This window comes from Shewanella sp. 10N.286.51.B2 (genome assembly GCF_041469265.1).
GTDB lineage: Bacteria > Pseudomonadota > Gammaproteobacteria > Enterobacterales > Shewanellaceae > Shewanella.
Genome location: NZ_JBFRKH010000065.1, coordinates 14,841 through 33,788, shown reverse-complemented (window position 1 = coordinate 33,788; position 18,948 = coordinate 14,841). Strand labels below are relative to the sequence as shown.

The following is an 18,948-nucleotide window of genomic DNA, read 5'->3' as shown; positions in this document are numbered from 1 at the left end:
TTAACACTAAACATCAGTCCGTTAGGCATATTTAAACGTTCATTTCCTACAAATGGCAGTAACTCTTTTGGTTGCTCACCTTTCATAGCTGAATTTATGCGTCGTTGAATACTGGTGCAATCTGAAGTTTCAAGTGTTGCAGCCATTTGCACGCGAATTGGATTCAAATCAACATACGCCATACAGGCGAGTACGGCCGCATCATCTAACAAGGCTTGAGATTTAAACCGCCCTTCCCAAAAACGGCCTGTTCACTTATCTTCTTTATTGGCCATTCTAGCAATGGGTTCACTCAAGGAACCCATAAACCAGCTAATGTCAGTCAAACGTTGGCGGTATTGAATGATACATTCATGAGCCTTCTTTAACTCAAATTCATTAAGCACTTCACCTTTAACAAATTTATGGGTCAGCAATGTACCTTTAACGCCTTTTTACCATAGGTATTATCAAGCTAAGTCAGTTAAACACCGAAGCCTATTCTCAAACTCATTGATGGGGTTAAGCGCTTGAAAAGATTGCTATTTGAAGCGGTTAAAAACCCATTGGCAGTCAGCCAGTACTAGATCTAGAAGTTAGCTTCACCAAGCTAATAACCTCACTCTATTTTCAAACTTACATACTCACTAAAGCCACAAGTCATATAAAACCTTAACTGAGTAAAATTAGCAATAACCAAGTGCGTAGCCCTTGCTAGAGCCTTTCTATAGCTGGTGTAACCTGCTCAAAATCAAAAAAATATACAGTTTACACTTACTAAGTATTTAAATTTGGATAATTCATGTTATAAATAAAGACTATTGGTTAGCAAAAAGTAATCAGCATGTTGCTAGCAACAGCTTTGCGCAACGTAATAATCTTGAAATATCATTGCAAGCAAGAAACGCATGATACGAAGCTAAACAAAGTCGCCTAAAGAGTACTGCACTGAAATATTTCACTAGGTGATATTAAAATTAATAGAATTATAAAAGGAGGTTATATGTCGCTCATAAAGCTCTTAGTACTATTTACATTCAGTGTTACTTTTTCGCTTTCCGCATCCTCAAATAACGCTAAAAATGAAGAAAAACTTGTTCTATCATCTTGTAAGTCGCTAAATAACGAATCAGCCACCATTTCGGCTATGCCATGTACTTACTATATTCAGGGCTTTCTTGCTGGTGCATTAAATACGAGTCAGCAATACGAACTTAGAAACAATACCGAAGGATTTGCTGACAGAGCTTACCGTACTCGAGTTGGTACACAGACATCCAAAAAGCTACCTACAATCGTATGTATACCCGCAGATGTAACTCGAGAACAACTGGTTCAGCAGATAGTCGATCGAACAATTAACCAACTGTCTCCATCTACAGATTCTTTTAATGACCTTCACAGGCAAGTATATCAAGCATTAGCTGATGAATCGTCATGCGAGCAAAATGATTAACGAGTAAAAAGCTAACCATAATAATCTTAAAACTCGCCAGGTTTTGTACTGGAGTTAACTAACACGAAGCATTAAATAATATGACACAAAAAAATAAAAGCGGCGTTGTTCCAAGCCATAGGCTTAGCCTGTTATTAACCTTAGCCCTATTTTGGTGGATTAACTCAAATTACACTAACCCGCTTTTATTATCACTGGGTGCAGGCTCAATCATGCTGGTGCTTTATATTGCCCAAAAAATGGATGTTATCGACCAAGAAACGCACCCAATCCGTCTAAATGCCAATATGCCAGGCTATACGATATGGTTAGTGAAAGAAGTTATTTTATCTAATATTAGTGTGGTTAAACATATCTGGCTGGGTAACAGCAGTATCTCTTCAACACTCACTACCATAGACACTCGCCAATGCTCAGATATTAATAAAGTCATTTACGCCAACTCCATTACCCTAACCCCTGGCACAGTAGCGATAGACTTAATTGATGACAAGCTTACTGTTCATGCTTTACATAAAGATGGTATCGACGCACTAAAAGCCGGAGAGATGGACCGCCGGGTAAGGGAGCTTGAAGACTAATGTTAGCTACTGCCACCATCGCTATTCTCGTTGTTATGCTACTGGCAATCATTCGCTGTATTGCCGGCCCGACGCTTTATGATCGAATATTAGCTTTCAACTCTTTTGGTACTAAAGCCATACTGCTTATTTCGCTATTGGGCTTTTTAATGGGACGCCCAGAGTTTCTCGATATCGCCCTTGTTTATGCCCTCATTAACTTTATCAGCGTCATCGGCGTTTTACGCTATTCAGACTCAGCCGAGTTCAAAGTGACCCCCTATAAATCTCATTTAACCAAGAAGAGGAAGAAATGAATCTCTTACTCGAAATAAGCAGTGGTTTATGCCTGCTAATTGGTAGCTTCCTTTGTTTTTCTGGTGGTATAGGGATTATTCGTTTCCCTGATTTTTACACCCGAATGCACGCTGCAAGCGTAACCGATACCTTAGGTGCAAGCTCAATCCTGATAGGGTTAATGCTGCAAAGCCCAAATGGTTTAGTACTCATTAAGTTGGTATTGATTTTAGTATTCACACTCTTTATCAACCCTTCTGCTAGTCATGCCTTAGCAAAAGCGGCATTACATAATGGCCTATTACCGCAAAAAGATAAGCCTGATCCTCAGGGAGGAAACAAGCCATCGAAGCCTTAGTAGATGTAATACTATTAATCTTTTTAGTGGTCATCGCCATCGCTATCGTTCGCATGAGAGATCTATTAGCGGTCGTCATGTTAACCGGAATTTATGGCTTATTATCAGCCTGTTTCTTTGTGGTACTCGACGCTGTAGATGTTGCCTTTACCGAAGCGTCTGTAGGTGCAGGAATATCAGGCTTACTCATGCTAGCCGCCATTACCATGACTGGCCGAAAAGAGGCGCCAAAGCGGCATAAACCCTTTCTTGCACTGTTTGTTGTACTCGTCACTGGTAGCATGCTGATCTACGGTACCCTAGATATGCCTTATTTTGGCACTGTTGATGCGCCAGTGCATCAACATGTTGCCCCGCGCTATATTCATGACTCGATGGACGAGGTAGGTGTGCCTAATATTGTGACGTCAGTATTAGGGAGCTACCGAGCCTTTGATACTTTAGGTGAAGTAGCCGTTATCTTTACCGCAGGTATTGGCGTGCTTTCGCTGTTATCACTGCCTCGTCGCCGTAAAAAAATTCAATCTGAAGAGCCAACAGAAGAACAAATGCATGAGCGCCACATGGTGGTGCGCATCGTCAGTAAAACACTTATTCCTTTAATCTTGTTATTTGCACTGTATGTACAATTCCATGGTGACTTTGGGCCTGGTGGCGGATTTCAAGCAGGTGTTATCTTCGCTGCTGCGATTATTCTTTATACCATGCTATTTGGTTTAGATACCGCTAAAAAGGTATTTAATCCGGCGCTAATTCAATTGCTTGCTGCTGTTGGGCTTTTGCTCTATGCCAGTGTCGGAGTTGTTTCCATGATCAATGGGGCTAACTTCTTAGATTACAACGTACTGGCTGAAAATCCGATTGATGGCCAGCACTTAGGCATACTGCTGATTGAATTAGGCGTGGGCATCACTGTCGCTTCGGTGATGTTAAGCATCTTTTTCAACTTTGATGGCCGCAGACAAGCTCAGGCTCAAATTCAAGCTGAGAAAAACAGCTCAGATAAAAAAGGGGAGCAGGATGTTTCTCGGACTCTATAACTATTGGATCGTCGTATTGTTGATGATGATTGGCTTTTATATCGTTATCGCCCATGGAAACTTGGTTAAGAAGTTAGTTGGACTCACCATTTTTCAAACCTCAGTGTTTATTTTTTATATCAGTGTCGGCATGGTCGAGCGTGGTAGCGCACCGATATTGGCTGAAGGGATCAGTGATTACTCTAACCCGCTGCCCCATGTGTTAATTCTAACTGCCATTGTGGTGGGTATTGCGACCACAGCGCTTGGTCTAGCACTGGTGATCAGAATCAAAGAAGCCTATGGCTGTATAGAAGAAGATGAGATCCAAAAACAAGATCAGCTCAACGAGGACGAATCATAGTGTTAGCTCACCTGCCTGTTTTACAAGTTGTGGTGCCGCTAATGGCAGCCCCGCTATGCTGGTTCCTAAATCGCTCCAAACTTGTGTGGATATTTGCCTTATTGGTGTGCAGTGCTACCTGTATCAACAGCATAATATTACTAATTGAGGTCATGAAGTCTGGCACCATTACCTATGAACTTGGGGGTTGGGAAGCACCTTGGGGCATTGAATATCGCATCGATAAGCTGAACGCCTTTTTACTGCTAATCATCTCCACCATAGGTACTGTGGTGTTGTTTGCCGCTAACACCAGCATACAAAAAGAGTTAGACGAAGACCGCCACACCTTATTTTACAGCTTATACCTGCTGTCTTTAACCGGCATGTTCGGCATTGTGGCAACCGGTGATGCCTTTAATGTATTTGTATTTTTAGAGATTTCCTCACTGTCCTCCTATGCCTTAATTGCCTTGGGTAAAGATAGACGAGCACTGTGGGCTGCTTACCAATACCTGATAATGGGTACCATTGGTGCCACCTTTATTTTGATTGGTATTGGCATGCTCTATCAAATGACGGGCACGCTAAACATGAGCGATTTAGCTGTTAGGTTAGTTGATGTTGGCCACACCCGTACAGTATTTGCAGCATTCGCCTTTTTAATTGTCGGGATCTGCTTAAAGCTGGCGTTATTTCCACTGCACCTGTGGCTACCTAATGCTTATGCCTATGCACCTTCAATTGTGACAGCATTTTTAGCAGCAACCTCAACTAAGGTTGCTGTGTATCTGCTCATTCGTTTTACTTTTACCGTACTTGGCATCTCTTTCTCATTCACCACCCTGCCCCTGCAAAGTATTTTAATGGTGCTTGGTCTTATAGGTGTTTTTGCCGCATCTATCACGGCTATTTATCAGCAAAATGTGAAACACATCTTAGCTTACTCAAGTATCGCTCAGGTGGGATATATGATCATTGGCTACTCGATTAATACCAGTACCGGCATTATGGCCACCTTACTACATTTGTTTAACCATGCCTTAATGAAAGGCGCGCTGTTTTTAGCATTAGGCGCTGTAATGTACCGCATTGGCAGCGTCCAGCTCAAACAGTTCCAAGGCCTAGGTAAACAAATGCCATTGACCATGTCAGCCATCGTTATTGGTGGGCTCAGTTTGATTGGTGTGCCATTGACCGTCGGTTTTGTCAGTAAATGGTATCTGCTTATCGCCAGTGTTGAGGCTGGTATGTGGCCAGTGGCCGTTCTTATTCTATTGGGATCACTGCTGGCGATTATCTATATCTGGCGTATTGTAGAAATGGCTTACTTCAAGCCGCCACTTAATGGGTGTGAAACTGTCAAAGAGGCGCCTTGGACCTTCCTCGCCCCTATTTGGGCGCTCATTTTCGCTAATATTTATTTCGGTATAGATACTCGCCTAAGCGTGCAAGTTGCACAGGCGGCTTCTCAAAGTTTGTTTGGAATAACCCCATGAATCCATCTTTGCCGCTGATGTTACAGCTAACTATCTTATTGCCTTTACTGGCAACCTTTGCAATTGCAGCAACAGGAAAGAAACCTAACCTGCGTGAGGCTATCACCATCAGTATCAGCCTTATGGTGCTTTACTGCGTAATCAATATCTACCAAGCCCTCATGGCTGGTGCCAGTATTGAGGTCTCATGGTGGGAGCTGATGCCTGATTTAGAGGTGAGTTTTGTCGTAGAACCGCTCGGTATGCTGTTTGCTCTCATTGCCAGTTTTCTTTGGCTAATCACCACCATTTACGCCATCGGCTATATGCGTGACCATAATGAGGATAACCAAACTCGCTTTTATATCTGTTTCGCTTTGGCGATTAGTGCAGTGATGGGGCTCGCCTTTTCAGCCAACCTGTTTACTCTGTTTATCTTTTACGAAGTGCTCACTCTATCAACCTATCCGCTGGTGACTCACTCAGGTACAGACAAGGCCAAACAAGGTGGCCGTGTCTACCTCGGTATCTTGCTCACTACCTCTATCGCCTTTTTCTTACTGGCCATCATCTTAACTTGGTTTGTGACTGGCACCCTTGAATTTACAGCAGGCGGCGTATTTGATGCCGATGTGGATACCACCATTGCAGGCTTAATCCTAATGCTATTTATATTTGGCATTGGTAAGGCTGCCATTATGCCATTTCATCGCTGGCTACCCGCAGCGATGGTGGCACCAACACCGGTCAGCGCCCTGCTTCATGCTGTAGCGGTAGTAAAAGCAGGGGTATTTACGGTATTGAAGGTGTGTATTTTCATTTTTGGACTCGACCTACTCCCCCAATTACCAACTACTGAATTTTTACTTTATTTAGCTACCCTTTCAGTGCTCTTAGCTTCAATCGTGGCGATGCGACAAGACAACTTAAAAGCCAGATTGGCCTACTCAACAGTGAGCCAACTCGGCTATATCACTATTGGGGCACTGCTAGCTACTTCATCGGGTGTGATTGGTAGTTCAATGCATATTGCCTCCCATGCCTTTGGCAAAATTACCCTATTCTTTTGTGCTGGCGCCATTTTGGTGGCTAGCCATAAATCTAAGGTAAGCGAAATGCGCGGCTTAGGTTTTGCCATGCCAATCACCATGGGCGCTTTTTTTATTGCCAGCCTTAGCATTATCGGCGTTCCACCAGCCGGAGGGACATGGAGTAAATGGTTCCTATTGATGGGCACTATTGAAACCGGCTATTGGGTTGTCATGGTTGCTTTAATGCTCAGTTCATTACTCAACATCGCCTACCTACTACCTATTCCTTACCATGCGTTTTTCCCCGGTAAAGGGTATAAGTCATCAAGTACAGATATTAAAGAAGCACCAATGGCTTCATTAATCGCATTAATTATCACATCCCTAGGCTGCTTGATTATGTTCATCCATCCACAGCCCGTTTATGAGTTGGCGAAAGCTATCTTGACTGTATCTGGAGTTAGCCATGGACAATGAGAAGCAATATCTCTTTGATAAACCGAAAAACATTCAGCGGGTTTTATACCTGTTATATACCTGTTGTGCATTGCTTGTGGCACTTGATTTTGTTATTCATCGCCATGTTTATCATAGCTGGGAAAACCTGCCAGCGTTTTATCCTATCTATGGCTTTGTCGGCTGCGTCATCTTGGTCATAGTCGCCAGCTGGATGCGTACCTTTTTGATGCGCCCAGAAGATTATTATGGACCCGTTGAAGAGCTTGATAATAGCAAAATTGAAATAGTCGACGTCAGCGATGGCCACGCCAAAGAAGCTAACAATAAAGGTGATCGCAATGTGGATGCTTGAGTTACCGCCGTTTGTGCTGTTTATCATTGGCGGATTGATTGCTGCTACAACTCGTGGAAAGCTGCGCGGTGCCTTGATGATAGTGATTCCAGTGATCAGCGGATTGCATTTGTGGACTGTGCCAGAAGGCGTCCATTTGCAATTGATGTTTTTAGACTATGAATTAATCCCTTATCGCGCAGATAAATTAAGCCTGATGTTTGGCTATATTTTCCATATTGCCGCATTTATTGGCATCGTCTACTCATTGCACGTTAAAGATACAGTGCAACAAGTTGCCGCTATGCTGTACGCAGGTAGCGCTATTGGTGCGGTGTTTGCGGGTGATTTACTTACCTTATTTGTGTTCTGGGAGCTGTTGGCATTTACCTCAGTATTTCTAGTTTGGGCTCGTCGTACTCCAGCAGCATATAGCGCGGGAATGCGCTACCTCATCATGCAGGTTCTCTCTGGGGTTATTTTGCTGATAGGTGCGCTGTTTTATATCTCTGAAACCGGTAGCCTAGCCTTTGACTATATCGGCCTAGATAGCATTGCAGGATGGCTTATCTTTATTGCCTTCGGTATTAAGTGTGCTTTTCCTTTTGCTCACACTTGGCTTACCGACGCTTACCCTGAAGCGACGCCGACCGGTACAGTGTTACTCAGCGCATTTACCACTAAAGTGGCGGTTTATGCACTTGCTCGGGCTTACCCTGGCACTGAGTTGCTGATATACATTGGCGCTACAATGACCTGTTTCCCAATCTTCTTTGCGGTGATTGAAAACGATCTTCGCCGAGTGCTTGCCTATAGTTTGATTAACCAAGTAGGCTTTATGGTCGTCGGCATCGGGATCGGGACTTCGCTGGCATTAAATGGTGCAGTGTCTCATGCTTTTAACGATGTCATTTTTAAAGGCTTGTTGTTTATGAGTATGGGCGCCGTACTGCATATGACAGGGCGTATAAATGGCTCCGATCTCGGCGGCCTTTATAAGACCATGCCAAAAACCACGATACTGTGTATTGTTGGTGCGGCCTCCATTTCTGCATTCCCTCTGTTTAGCGGTTTTGTCAGTAAATCCATGGTGATGTCTGCCGCAATGGAAACTGGCCATGACTGGGTCTGGTTAATGCTACTGTTTGCGTCAGCAGGTGTTTTTCATCACGCGGGGATCAAAATCCCTTACTTTGCCTTCTTTGCCCATGACTCGGGTATTCGAGCCAACGATCCACCGCTCAATATGTTAACAGCAATGTTTATCGCTGCCTGTCTATGTATTGGTATTGGTATTTATCCTGCAGCGCTTTATTCTCTGCTGCCATACGATACGGGTTACAACCCATATGATGCGACCCATGTACTCGCTCAGACTCAGTTATTACTGTTTTCAGCATTAGCGTTCGTTTGGCTCAATCTCAAAGGTAAATATCCACCAGAGCTTCGCTCTACTCACCTTGATGTAGATTGGGTATACAGGCGCTTAGTGCCTAATGCACTGCAGCGCATATTTGCAGTCATTTGGAAAGTGGATGGCGAAATTCGTCAATCAATTCGTGGGAAGTTAGACCAATGTCAGCAGTTTTTAGCGCGCCAATACAAAGGGGGGGGGAGCTTTATCTCGAGCGACTATCCATCTGGCAACATGGTGCTTTGGGTAGCAGTGATTCTAGCCAGCTACCTATTCATTGGCTTTATAAACTGACTCAGTCTCATTAATATACTCTCTAGCTTGTTTGCCTATAAACATGAGTAAACAGGCTACTTGTTGTTTTTTGGGGAGTGGATCTCAATTAATAATCAAGTAAATTATTGAATTAAAATTTAGCTTCAATCAATAAATCCTATAGAAAAAAACAGGAGTTTTGCCAACCAAACTCCATGTAATTTGGTTGCTTATTTAGCGCTTAAACCCTAGATGTGATAAAAGCCTTTCAAACCTAATAACAACCTCTTAGAATGGTTTTTATCATCATTTGTAGAGTCGATTAATGCTTAGATTAATTCAATCAAATCAGATGGAAGTTCTGTCAGAACAACTGTCTAAAATGCTCGCTATCCCCCTTGATAACGCTAATTTACTCGCAAATGAACATATCTTGGTGCAAAGTCCGGGGATGTCAACTTGGCTGCGCTTAGAAGTGGCTAAATATAATGGTATTGCTGCCGCCCTGTCCTTTCCGCTGCCGTCGAGTTTTACCTGGCAGTTATGCCATGAACTGCTGCCAGATGTGCCTAAAGATAATGCCTTTACTAAAGCGGCGATGACGTGGAAGTTAATGGATTTACTGTCGCCATTACTTGATGACCCTGACTTTGCGCCGCTACAAGCCTATTTAGCTCCGGTTGAAAATCAGCACGCCAACCATACAGATGAAGCGCTGCCTTATGTCCAAGCTGGCAGTTTTGATGCCATTAAGCTGTATCAATTATGTGGCCGTATTGCCGATATTTTTGACCAATACTTAGTGTATCGCCCTGAGTGGATTCTAGCTTGGGAGCAAAACGAGCATCCGCTGAAGCTGGAAGAAAACCAGCGTTGGCAACCTAAGCTCTGGCGGGCACTGATTGAATATAACCAGCACCACCTTCATGCCAGCACTTATCATCGCGCTAACTTACATCAACACTTAATTGCTGCACTGCAAAACCCTGACACTGTAATTAAGTCGCTACCTGAGCGATTATTTGTGTTTGGTATTTCTTCTATGCCGCCACAAACCTTGCAAGTGCTGTATCACTTGGCTGAACGCATTGAAGTGATTATGTTTTCCTTAAGCCCTTGTCAGCATTACTGGGGCGATATTGTTGACCCTAAAGCTCGCGCAAGAATGGCGCTGCAATATGTTGATAAAAAGCAGTTAGGCGAGCAATGGGAAGAAAAGCTCGAAGTGGGTAATCCGATCCTGGCTAACAATGGCAAAATGGGCCGTGAATTACTGGATTTAATGCTCGAACTACCGCCAGAACACACTGACTTTAGTTATGACTGCTATATCGAGCCCGAACAATCCCCTGACAGTTTAAATCTACTCCAAGGGGTGCAATACGATATTCTGCAAATGGAAACCCTAGGCCAAGCCCTTGGCCCTGATGCAGCACTTTATCAAAATGTCGCCAATAGACGCTCGTTAAGCCAGCAAGACCAATCAATTACCCTGCGCAGTTGCCATAGCCCGCTACGAGAAGTCGAAACCCTGCACGATCATTTACTCGAGTTACTGTCAAGCAATGCGAATGACAACGGTAAAGCATCACTAAAACCCAAAGATATCGTGGTGATGATGCCCGACGTGGCAGCTTATGCGCCTTATATTGATGCGGTATTTGGCACTAGCAATAGCGGTTTACATCGAAGTAATCAAGACTCAGGCAAAACAGCCAACTACTATATTCCCTATGCCATTGCCGATAGAGGCGCAGCTCAAGAGTCACCGCTAATTAACAGCTTTTTGAATTTACTCAATATTAATCAAAGCCGTTTTGGCCTCACTGACATTATCAGTATTCTCGAAGTCCCAGCAATTTTACGAAAATTTCAGCTCGATGATGATGCTCTGCAGCTTATTAGACGTTGGCTAGATGATGCCAACGTGCGTTGGGGCCGTGATGAAAAAACCCGATTGCAACAAGGAGTACCAGCGTTTAAGCAGAACTCTTGGGCATTTGGTATTAGCCGCTTAATTCAAGGTTATGCTTTTAATGATGAATCAGCGCTTTATAACGATTCACTGCTAGTACAAGGTGTTGAAGGCCAGTCTGCGCAAATTCTTGGCTATTTACTCAATTTCTTAGAGGCCATTGACGAATATCAACTGCAACTGGCTAGCCAATGTCCAACCCTTGAACGTATCGCGCAGCTACAAGCTTTATTAGAGGTTTTCTTTGATGCTGATGATGACGAGCGCGAGCAAGTTCAAACCATTCGCGAAGCCTTAGTCACCTTAAGTACCGAGCTTGAAGACGCCGGTCATCAAGGTGAACTCGATGTTGAAGTGCTCAAGCAATGGTTTAATCAAAACCTTAATGAATCTCGAGTTGGTCAGCGCTACCTTGCAGGGAGTGTGAACTTTTGTACCTTGATGCCGATGCGCTCAATTCCTTTTAAAGTGGTATGTTTACTGGGTATGAATGATGGGGTGTATCCACGAGTACAACACCCTGTTGGATTTGACTTAATGGCCCACAATGGCGCTATTAAAGGTGACCGTTCCCGCCGATTAGACGATCGTTACCTGTTTTTAGAAGCTTTATTGTCTGCCAGAGAGCAATTTTATATCAGCTACATTGGCCACTCTGAGCGTGATAACGCTGAACGAATTCCCTCAATGTTGGTGTCAGAGCTAACCGAGTATTGCCAGCTGTGTTATTTTGCTGACTATTATTTCACTACAAATAATGAGCCTCAACTCGAAATCGGCCAAGGCTTATGTGAAAGCTTTCGTGAAAGCGTTGAAGTAAATAATGCCGATAAAGCAATATTACGCCATTTAATCCAGCAGCAACCGCTGCAACCCTTTGATGCCAAATTGTTTACTGCAACTCAGCAAACTAAATTGCAGCAAAGTTATAATCATCAGTGGTGCCCGCCAAGTATCGCAGATGCGAACCACTTACTTAATAATGCCCGCTTCTTTAACCGCCTTAAGCCGTTAGATTTAGCCAACGATGACAACCCATTTGATGCTGTTGCCGACGATGGCAGCGCCATTGTGCAACTTGAATTGTCGGCATTATTACGCTTTTTCAGAAGCCCAGCGCAATTCTTTTTCAATCGCAGTTTAAAAATTGATTTTAATTTACGAATTCAAGCTGACGATAACGACGAGCCATTTAACTTAGATGCATTAGAGCGCTATAAATTGCAATCAGCAATGATTGACAGTGCAGTGCATCACCAACTTGAACACGCTGACATTGAGTTTATCAACCAGCTAAAAGCCAGTGGCAGTTTACCCATGGCGCCCTTTGATGATGTGCTGCTTAATCGCTATCAAAACGACATTAAATACGTCATTGGTCGGGTGCTCTATCTCACAGGCGATAAGAGCCACAGTCAGGAAGTGGATATTGATTTACAGTTTGAAGGGCTAACGCCGCTAAACAGCGAGGCTTTAGACAGCACTCAATCAAGCATTAACGTTAACCTTATTGGCCGCATCGATGATATTTACGCTAAAGGGCAAATAAATTATCGCCCTGGCACTGCCCATGGCCGTGATTTTGTCAGGGTGTATTTGCGCCATTTATGCCTTAATGCCGCAGGGGTTGAGAAAAACAGTTACCTGCTGGATATTGGCCATTTTCATGCCTTTAGCGCAATTACGCCAGAGTCCGCTCAGCAATTATTACAGCAATTTATTCAAGCTTATCTCAATGGCCAAGCCCAGCCGTTATGCTTTATGCCGCGCACCGCGTTAGCCTATGTTGAAGCCGATGGTGATCATATGGAAAAACTGCAAGCTGCCGAGCCATTATGGCTTGATGAACAATCAGGCTTTGGTGAAGGGAACGATCCCCATAATCGCCGTTTATTTAGTTTTCCTGAAGACTTTACTGAAGCTGAATTTGGCAAAACAGCCACCATGTTACTGCAACCTATGTTGAGTATTTATCACAAAGGCACCCTCGCCGAGCTTGACGAATATGCTATCCAACCACCTAAGCTCTCTGTAATTAAAGGGGGCAAAGCCTAATGACTCAAATTAATGACAATGCTAGCAAGTTAGAGGCCGCTAACACCGAAATGACTGACTCTGAAATCGCTAATGGCAAAGAAACTCACTCAAAAGTCAGCAAGCTTAATCCGCTAACACTGCCTTTTGCAGGTTCAAGCTTAATTGAAGCCAGTGCTGGCACAGGTAAAACCTACACCATTTCTGGGCTGTATTTACGGCTATTACTGGGCGATAAAGATAAAGCGCCGCTCACCTGTGAACAGATTTTAGTGGTGACCTTTACTAATGCCGCCACCGAAGAGCTGCGGGATCGAATTCGTAAACGTATTCAAGTGGCCTTTAAGTGCTTTATTGGCTTAGACACCAATGATGAATTTGTAGAGGCCCTGTACCAACAAGTACCAGAGTCTGAGCGGGCAATTGCCCTAAGACGGTTAGATTTAGCACTAAAGTCACTAGATGAAGCGGCGATTTTTACCATTCACGGTTTTTGTCAACGCATTTTATCTGACATGGCGTTTGAGTCATCGCTATTATTCGAGTCAGAATTTACTCTCGATGACAGTGAGTTTTTACATCATGCCGTGCGTGATTTTTGGCGTGAGACCTGCTACCCACTGCCACAAGTATTAGCCCAAGTGATTGATAACGAGTTTGGCGACCCTGATAGCTTGGCTTGGCAACTTAAACCGTTACTCGGCGCGAGCCAAGCCAATATCCCGTTTGTGGCGAAAGAGTTTAACCAGTTAGCTGATGAATTAGTTCAAAGCCTTGCTCGCTTTATAAAGCGCTGGCCAACAGACAGTGAAAAAGAACTGGAACTGCTACACAGCTTACCGCTCAATGGCGCGAGATTCGGCAAAAAAGCCGATGATTATCCAAAGCTTGCGGCCATGTATGATCGCTTAACCAATTGGGTTAGCTTCGGCAATGGCCTGCCGCCAGTTAAAGATTTAGAAATGCTGGCGCTATCTGAGTTAAAACTCAATAAAGGTGGCACTATCCCCAGCGCAAATGATGCGCCGCTGCTCGATCATATCGAGCGATTATTTGCACTTATCCAGCAAATAAAGCCATCATTTTTAATTCGCGCCCGTGACGGTATTCGGCTGCGATTTATGCTGCAAAAAGCCCAGCGCAACTTAATGACCCCAGATGATCTCTTGATCACCTTGGCTGATGCCTTATCAACTGCTACTAAATCAACTGATACTGAATCAACTGATACTGAATCAACTGATACTGAATCCAGCGCACACCATTTAGCCAAAGCCATTGCAACACGCTTTCCGGTGGCATTAATTGATGAATTCCAAGATACTGATCCGCTGCAATTTACTATTTTCTCTACCATTTATCAGCAGCAAACCCAGCTTGATAGTTTAAGTTTATTAATGATTGGCGATCCCAAACAAGCCATTTATGCCTTTCGCGGCGCCGATATTCATACCTATATCCATGCCCGTAAGCAAACTAAAGCGCACTATAACCTCGAAACCAATTACCGCTCATCCACGGCATTGGTCAATGGGGTTAACCAGCTCTTTAGCCAACATCAGGATCCATTTATCAGTGATGCGATCCCTTATGATGTGGTTGATACCCCAGCCAGCGCTGACAATAAAAAGCTCACTGAAGCCACTGAAGACAAATCAGCGCTGCGAATTAAACTGCTTGGCGAAGGTGAAAGCGGCTTAAATAAAACTACTGCCCGTCATCTACTGGCGAATGATGCTGCCAGTGAAATAAAACGTTTATTAACTGAAGCGCAAACTGAGCAATGCCATATGAATGGCAAAGCGCTCATCGCCAAAGATATTGCCGTGTTAGTGCGCGATAAAAATGAAGCCTCGGTGATGAAGCAAGCCTTAAGCGAGCGTAATATTGGCGCAGTATTTTTAAGCCGAGATAGCGTATTTAACACCCAAGAGGCCTTTGAACTGGCGATAATTTTACGGGCTATTGCTAACCCGAAAGATGAGCGCTGCCTTCGCGCAGCACTTGCCACTGAGCTTATGGGTTACAGCGCCCAGCAAATTCATCTGTTTAATCAAGATGAAGAGCAGCGACAAAGCTTACTGGACCAATTTGCTGATTGGCATCAAACCTGGCTTAAGCGCGGCATCATGCCTGCGCTGTTAAGTTTGGCTAACCAAACCCAGCTGATTAAGCGCTATTTAAGTAAACAGCTTAGCCCAAGCGTCGACAGCAACTCAGATAGTATGGCTGATAGTAGTGTTGATAGTAGTGCTAATAGTAATGCTGAAAGTGGCGAGCGCCGACTCACCGATTTCCGCCATTTGTGCGAACTACTGCAGCAAAAAGCCACCGAACTTGATGGTAGCAGCGCGATAATGAATTGGTTTGAGCAACAACTGATTGATGCTCAAGGCAATGATGAGCAGCAATTGCGCCTTGAAAGCGAACAAAATCTGGTGCAAATCGTTACCATTCATAAAAGTAAGGGGCTTGAATATCCCGTTTGTATGGTGCCATTTATCAGTCTCGCGCGGGATAATCGCAAAAAGCCTGCGCCTATGCTTTACCATAAAAATGACCAATTAGTTTGGGATGTTGAGGGCACGAAAGAAGGCTGGGAGCAATACAAACAAGAAAACCTCGCTGAAGATTTACGTCTGTTATACGTGGCGCTCACCCGTCCGGTTTATGTGTGTTACTTATACATTGCCAACCATAGCCGCATGCTTAAAGCAGGGGTAAGTAGTCACTTATACGAAACCGCCATTGGTTATTTATTGGGGATCACCACTAAAGATTGTGATTTTGAGTTGTTATCACAACAAGCACTGGCCATAAAAACCAGCGCGCCAGTGCCCGATGCCATTAGCGTGGTTCAGCTAGAGGCGATTGATGACTCAGTACTCACTGAACTTAATGGCCAGTCGCAACAATTGGCGGCAAAAACCTTGCAGCGTGATTACCACACCCCATGGCGAGTTGGCAGTTACTCAGGTTTGGTGAAACACCTTGCCCATGAAAAAGTCTCTCCGGGTGCCGACGATGAAGACTTTAGCCAAGAAACCCTGCCACAATTTGAATCCGCAGCAGACATCAACCCTTTTGACACTGATGTTGAAAACAACGCCATTAATCGTTTTACCTTCGAGCGCGGCGCTAATGCCGGTAGCTTCATGCATTTGGTGTTAGAGCTATTTGATTTCACCAATGCTGAGGTTGAATTGCCACAAGCCTTACCCAAAGCCATGGAGCAATATGGTTTTGACCAAGAGATATGGACAGATACCTTAATCCAGTGGTATCAACAAATCCTTCATAGCCCGCTCATTACCAATAATGCAGCGCAAGATAATCAGCTATTAAATGATCATGGTTTGCCACTGACATTAGCCCAGTTAGCCCCAGAGCAAAAATTAGTTGAGATGGAGTTTTATCTGCCCATTAGCCAATTAAAATCTCAGCAGTTAAATCAGTTGTTACAACAATATGGTTATGATGCAGGGCTTGAATTTGACGAGCTACAAGGCATGTTAAAAGGCTTTATCGATTTAACCTTTGAGTATAAAGGCCAGTATTTTATTGCCGATTATAAATCTAACCATTTGGGTGACGATTTAACATGTTATGACCATAATGCGATGGCGACAGCCATCAGTAGCCACCGTTATAATTTGCAATATATTCTTTATACCTTGGCACTGCATCGTTACTTATCTTTGAGAATGCCAAGTTATGATTACCAGCGTCATATAGGCGGCAGTTTTTACCTTTTCTTACGTGGTATGAGCCCAGAAGCTTCAGGCGCAGGAATATTTTTTGATAAACCGCCATTGGCCTTAATCACTGATTTAGATGCACTATTTTCAAACAACAATGCATTGGAGCAAAAATAATGATTACCCTTAGCGCCCCAATGACTCAGTTACTTAAAAATTGGCAACAACAAGGGTTAATTACCCCACTTGATCGTCACTTTGCCCTTGAAATGGCCAACTCTCAGCTCGCTCAAGTTGATGCCAAAAATGACACTGCTGATGAGTTTTTATTATTAATCTGTGCGCTATTAAGCCAGCAATTATCAAGTCAGCACAGCTGCTTAGTTATCGATAATATCGATCTTGATAATCCGTTTTGCGAGCAAGAGTCCCATTGCAAGTTAACAATAACCCACCAGCAACTCAGTGACGCTATCGAAGCATTAGCCTGTGTCGGCCAACCTGATGATAACCAGCCATTAATTGTTGAGCATAACCGATTGTACTTAAACAAGTATTATCACTTTGAAACCCAAGTGGCAGCCCGATTCAACCAGTTGGCACAAGTTAACTTAACTGTTGATACCGCAACGCTAGCGCAATATTTGAATGACTTATTCGATGAAAAACCAGATGTAAATAGCAAGAGCATCAACTGGCAAAAAGTGGCCACTGCAACGGCGCTAACTAAAGCCTTAGCGGTGATTACTGGCGGCCCAGGAACTGGTAAAACTACCACGGTCACTAAGTTGCTCTTGTTACTGCTAACTCAAAAAGCCTTAACCATTCGACTGGTGGCGCCAACCGGTAAAGCCGCTGCGCGATTAAGTGAGTCCATTAAAGCCTCTAAAGCGCGGCTAGTAAGTCAAGTTGAGCAAACCGCTAAGCCAGAGCTAATTGATGCCCTAAGCAAAATTCCTGAAGAGGCTGCTACCCTGCACCGTTTGTTAGGAGTGATCCCTAACTCACACTTATTTAGACACCACAAAGATAACCCTCTTAGGTTAGATTTATTGGTGGTCGATGAAGCATCAATGGTGGATTTGCCTATGATGCATAAGCTATTAAGCGCCCTGCCTAAAAATGCCCGCCTAATATTATTGGGCGATCAAGACCAGCTGGCATCCGTTGAAGCAGGCGCTGTATTGGCGGATATTTGTGCAGGGTTAAAAGTGACTGCCGATCTTAGTGCTAATGCATCACCATGGCAAATGCGCTATTCAGAGCAGCAAGCCAACTTATTGCAGCAGTTAACTCAGCAAAATACCAGTCAGTTTATCCATCCTAAACCTATGCTCGGCGACAATTTATGTATGCTGATGCACAGCCACCGCTTTAAAGGTGATGGCGGCATTGGCTTGCTGGCCAATGCGGTAAACTATGTCAACATCAACGGCATTCGCCGTGAGTGGCAGTGCGGCCATCAAGAGTTAACTTGGATAGAGCATCAGCCCGACGCCCAAAGTTTGCCGTTATTGCAATCGGCAGTGGCAGCTTATGCCGAGTACTTACAAAAAGTGCTCGATAATCAGTATGCTTACTCGCAGCAATTAAGCTGTATTTATGGCGCAGAAGAGATTATTGATACCTTCAATAAATTCCGCATTCTATGTGCCATGCGCTCAGGTGAATTTGGCGTTGATGGCATGAACCTCGCCATCACTAATGTGCTCAAACAGAATCATTGGATAAAACCCACTCAAGAATTTTACCTTGGTAGACCGATTATCATTCAAAGTAATGATTACAATTTAGGCTTATTCAACGGCGATATTGGCTTGATATTGCAAGATGAGCAAAAGCCCGAAAAATTAATGGCCTACTTCGTTAAAGCCGATGGCAGCTTGTTGAAAGTACAACCTGCAAGGCTGCCCAATCACGACAGTTGCTTTGCGATGACCGTACATAAAAGCCAAGGCAGCGAGTTTGAAAAAGTCGCCTTTGTGTTACCACAAAAACCCAGTAACGCCCAATGGCAGCTGCTGACTAAAGAGTTGGTTTATACCGCTATCACTCGCGCCAAAGAGCATTTTATTTGTTTAGGCACACCGTATGTATTTGAGCGTGCCAGCAAACAGGTAACCTCACGCGCATCAGGCTTAGCACTAAGGTTATGGGGAGAGGATAACGAGTAGTTGGTATCTCAACTATGGATACTGCCGCCAAGCAATTGATCAAATAGATATAGATAGAGCTAGAAATGTAACTTTTTGATGTTTTTT

General features: G+C 43.8%; 13 protein-coding genes and 1 pseudogene. 13 read left to right on the top strand and 1 reads right to left on the bottom strand.

Annotation, left to right across the window (positions count from 1 at the left end; translation table 11 throughout):
- A pseudogene (locus AB4140_RS16960) lies at positions 1 to 425 on the bottom strand (transposase); the annotation flags it as partial.
- 557 nt (positions 426 to 982) lie between these two features.
- Here AB4140_RS16960 and AB4140_RS16955 point away from each other — a divergent pair.
- The 13 genes from AB4140_RS16955 (at position 983) to recD (ending at position 18,861) form a co-directional block, all read left to right on the top strand.
- Complete coding sequence (locus tag AB4140_RS16955; protein WP_102476327.1) at positions 983 to 1,435, top strand: Rap1a/Tai family immunity protein; 453 nt, start codon at positions 983 to 985, stop codon at positions 1,433 to 1,435.
- Positions 1,436 to 1,515: 80 nt separating this feature from the next.
- On the top strand, positions 1,516 to 2,016 hold the full coding sequence (locus AB4140_RS16950) for a Na+/H+ antiporter subunit E (protein WP_102440571.1): 501 nt from the start codon (positions 1,516 to 1,518) through the stop codon (positions 2,014 to 2,016).
- Positions 2,016 to 2,312, top strand: coding sequence for a monovalent cation/H+ antiporter complex subunit F (locus AB4140_RS16945; RefSeq protein ID WP_102440570.1), 297 nt, complete (start codon positions 2,016 to 2,018; stop codon positions 2,310 to 2,312). Before AB4140_RS16950 ends, AB4140_RS16945 begins: the two co-directional genes overlap by 1 nt.
- Positions 2,309 to 2,650, top strand: coding sequence for a monovalent cation/H(+) antiporter subunit G (gene mnhG / locus AB4140_RS16940; protein WP_102440569.1), 342 nt, complete (start codon positions 2,309 to 2,311; stop codon positions 2,648 to 2,650). The genes AB4140_RS16945 and mnhG overlap by 4 nt, the downstream gene beginning before the upstream one ends.
- Before the next feature lie 26 nt (positions 2,651 to 2,676).
- Complete coding sequence (locus tag AB4140_RS16935) at positions 2,677 to 3,690, top strand: Na(+)/H(+) antiporter subunit B (protein ID WP_277869117.1); 1,014 nt, start codon at positions 2,677 to 2,679, stop codon at positions 3,688 to 3,690.
- Positions 3,671 to 4,033 carry a cation:proton antiporter subunit C gene (locus AB4140_RS16930; protein ID WP_102440567.1) on the top strand — a complete coding sequence of 121 codons (363 nt, stop codon included), beginning with the start codon at positions 3,671 to 3,673 and terminating at the stop codon, positions 4,031 to 4,033. Before AB4140_RS16935 ends, AB4140_RS16930 begins: the two co-directional genes overlap by 20 nt.
- Positions 4,034 to 4,074: 41 nt before the next feature.
- Positions 4,075 to 5,511, top strand: a complete 1,437-nt coding sequence (locus AB4140_RS16925) for a monovalent cation/H+ antiporter subunit D family protein (RefSeq protein ID WP_372001866.1) — start codon at positions 4,075 to 4,077, stop codon at positions 5,509 to 5,511.
- Positions 5,508 to 6,998 carry a monovalent cation/H+ antiporter subunit D family protein gene (locus tag AB4140_RS16920; RefSeq protein WP_372001864.1) on the top strand — a complete coding sequence of 497 codons (1,491 nt, stop codon included), beginning with the start codon at positions 5,508 to 5,510 and terminating at the stop codon, positions 6,996 to 6,998. The genes AB4140_RS16925 and AB4140_RS16920 overlap by 4 nt, the downstream gene beginning before the upstream one ends.
- The gene (locus AB4140_RS16915; protein ID WP_102440564.1) at positions 6,988 to 7,332 is read left to right on the top strand and encodes a hypothetical protein; all 345 of its coding nucleotides are present in this window, start codon (positions 6,988 to 6,990) and stop codon (positions 7,330 to 7,332) included. Before AB4140_RS16920 ends, AB4140_RS16915 begins: the two co-directional genes overlap by 11 nt.
- Positions 7,319 to 9,019: a Na(+)/H(+) antiporter subunit D gene (locus tag AB4140_RS16910; RefSeq protein WP_372001862.1), complete on the top strand. Its 1,701-nt coding sequence runs from the start codon at positions 7,319 to 7,321 to the stop codon at positions 9,017 to 9,019. The genes AB4140_RS16915 and AB4140_RS16910 overlap by 14 nt, the downstream gene beginning before the upstream one ends.
- A gap of 286 nt (positions 9,020 to 9,305) precedes the next feature.
- Positions 9,306 to 13,010 (top strand): exodeoxyribonuclease V subunit gamma, encoded by a 3,705-nt coding sequence (recC, locus tag AB4140_RS16905; protein ID WP_372001860.1) that lies wholly within the window; start codon positions 9,306 to 9,308, stop codon positions 13,008 to 13,010.
- Positions 13,011 to 13,060: 50 nt separating this feature from the next.
- Entirely contained in the window at positions 13,061 to 16,864 is a 3,804-nt protein-coding gene (locus AB4140_RS16900; RefSeq protein ID WP_372001870.1) for a UvrD-helicase domain-containing protein, read from the top strand.
- Positions 16,864 to 18,861, top strand: a complete 1,998-nt coding sequence (gene recD, locus AB4140_RS16895) for an exodeoxyribonuclease V subunit alpha (protein ID WP_303411002.1) — start codon at positions 16,864 to 16,866, stop codon at positions 18,859 to 18,861. The genes AB4140_RS16900 and recD overlap by 1 nt, the downstream gene beginning before the upstream one ends.
- Positions 18,862 to 18,948: the final 87 nt, after the last annotated feature.

Excerpts from the sequence above, each read along its gene's own strand:
- AB4140_RS16955 (WP_102476327.1), top strand. The coding sequence starts at position 983 with ATGTCGCTCATAAAGCTCTTAGTACTATTTACATTCAGTGTTACTTTT.
- AB4140_RS16950 (WP_102440571.1), top strand. The coding sequence starts at position 1,516 with ATGACACAAAAAAATAAAAGCGGCGTTGTTCCAAGCCATAGGCTTAGC.
- AB4140_RS16945 (WP_102440570.1), top strand. The coding sequence starts at position 2,016 with ATGTTAGCTACTGCCACCATCGCTATTCTCGTTGTTATGCTACTGGCA.
- mnhG (WP_102440569.1), top strand. The coding sequence starts at position 2,309 with ATGAATCTCTTACTCGAAATAAGCAGTGGTTTATGCCTGCTAATTGGT.
- AB4140_RS16930 (WP_102440567.1), top strand. The coding sequence starts at position 3,671 with ATGTTTCTCGGACTCTATAACTATTGGATCGTCGTATTGTTGATGATG.
- AB4140_RS16925 (WP_372001866.1), top strand. The coding sequence starts at position 4,075 with ATGGCAGCCCCGCTATGCTGGTTCCTAAATCGCTCCAAACTTGTGTGG.
- AB4140_RS16920 (WP_372001864.1), top strand. The coding sequence starts at position 5,508 with ATGAATCCATCTTTGCCGCTGATGTTACAGCTAACTATCTTATTGCCT.
- AB4140_RS16915 (WP_102440564.1), top strand. The coding sequence starts at position 6,988 with ATGGACAATGAGAAGCAATATCTCTTTGATAAACCGAAAAACATTCAG.
- AB4140_RS16910 (WP_372001862.1), top strand. The coding sequence starts at position 7,319 with ATGTGGATGCTTGAGTTACCGCCGTTTGTGCTGTTTATCATTGGCGGA.
- recC (WP_372001860.1), top strand. The coding sequence starts at position 9,306 with ATGCTTAGATTAATTCAATCAAATCAGATGGAAGTTCTGTCAGAACAA.
- AB4140_RS16900 (WP_372001870.1), top strand. The coding sequence starts at position 13,061 with ATGACTGACTCTGAAATCGCTAATGGCAAAGAAACTCACTCAAAAGTC.
- recD (WP_303411002.1), top strand. The coding sequence starts at position 16,864 with ATGATTACCCTTAGCGCCCCAATGACTCAGTTACTTAAAAATTGGCAA.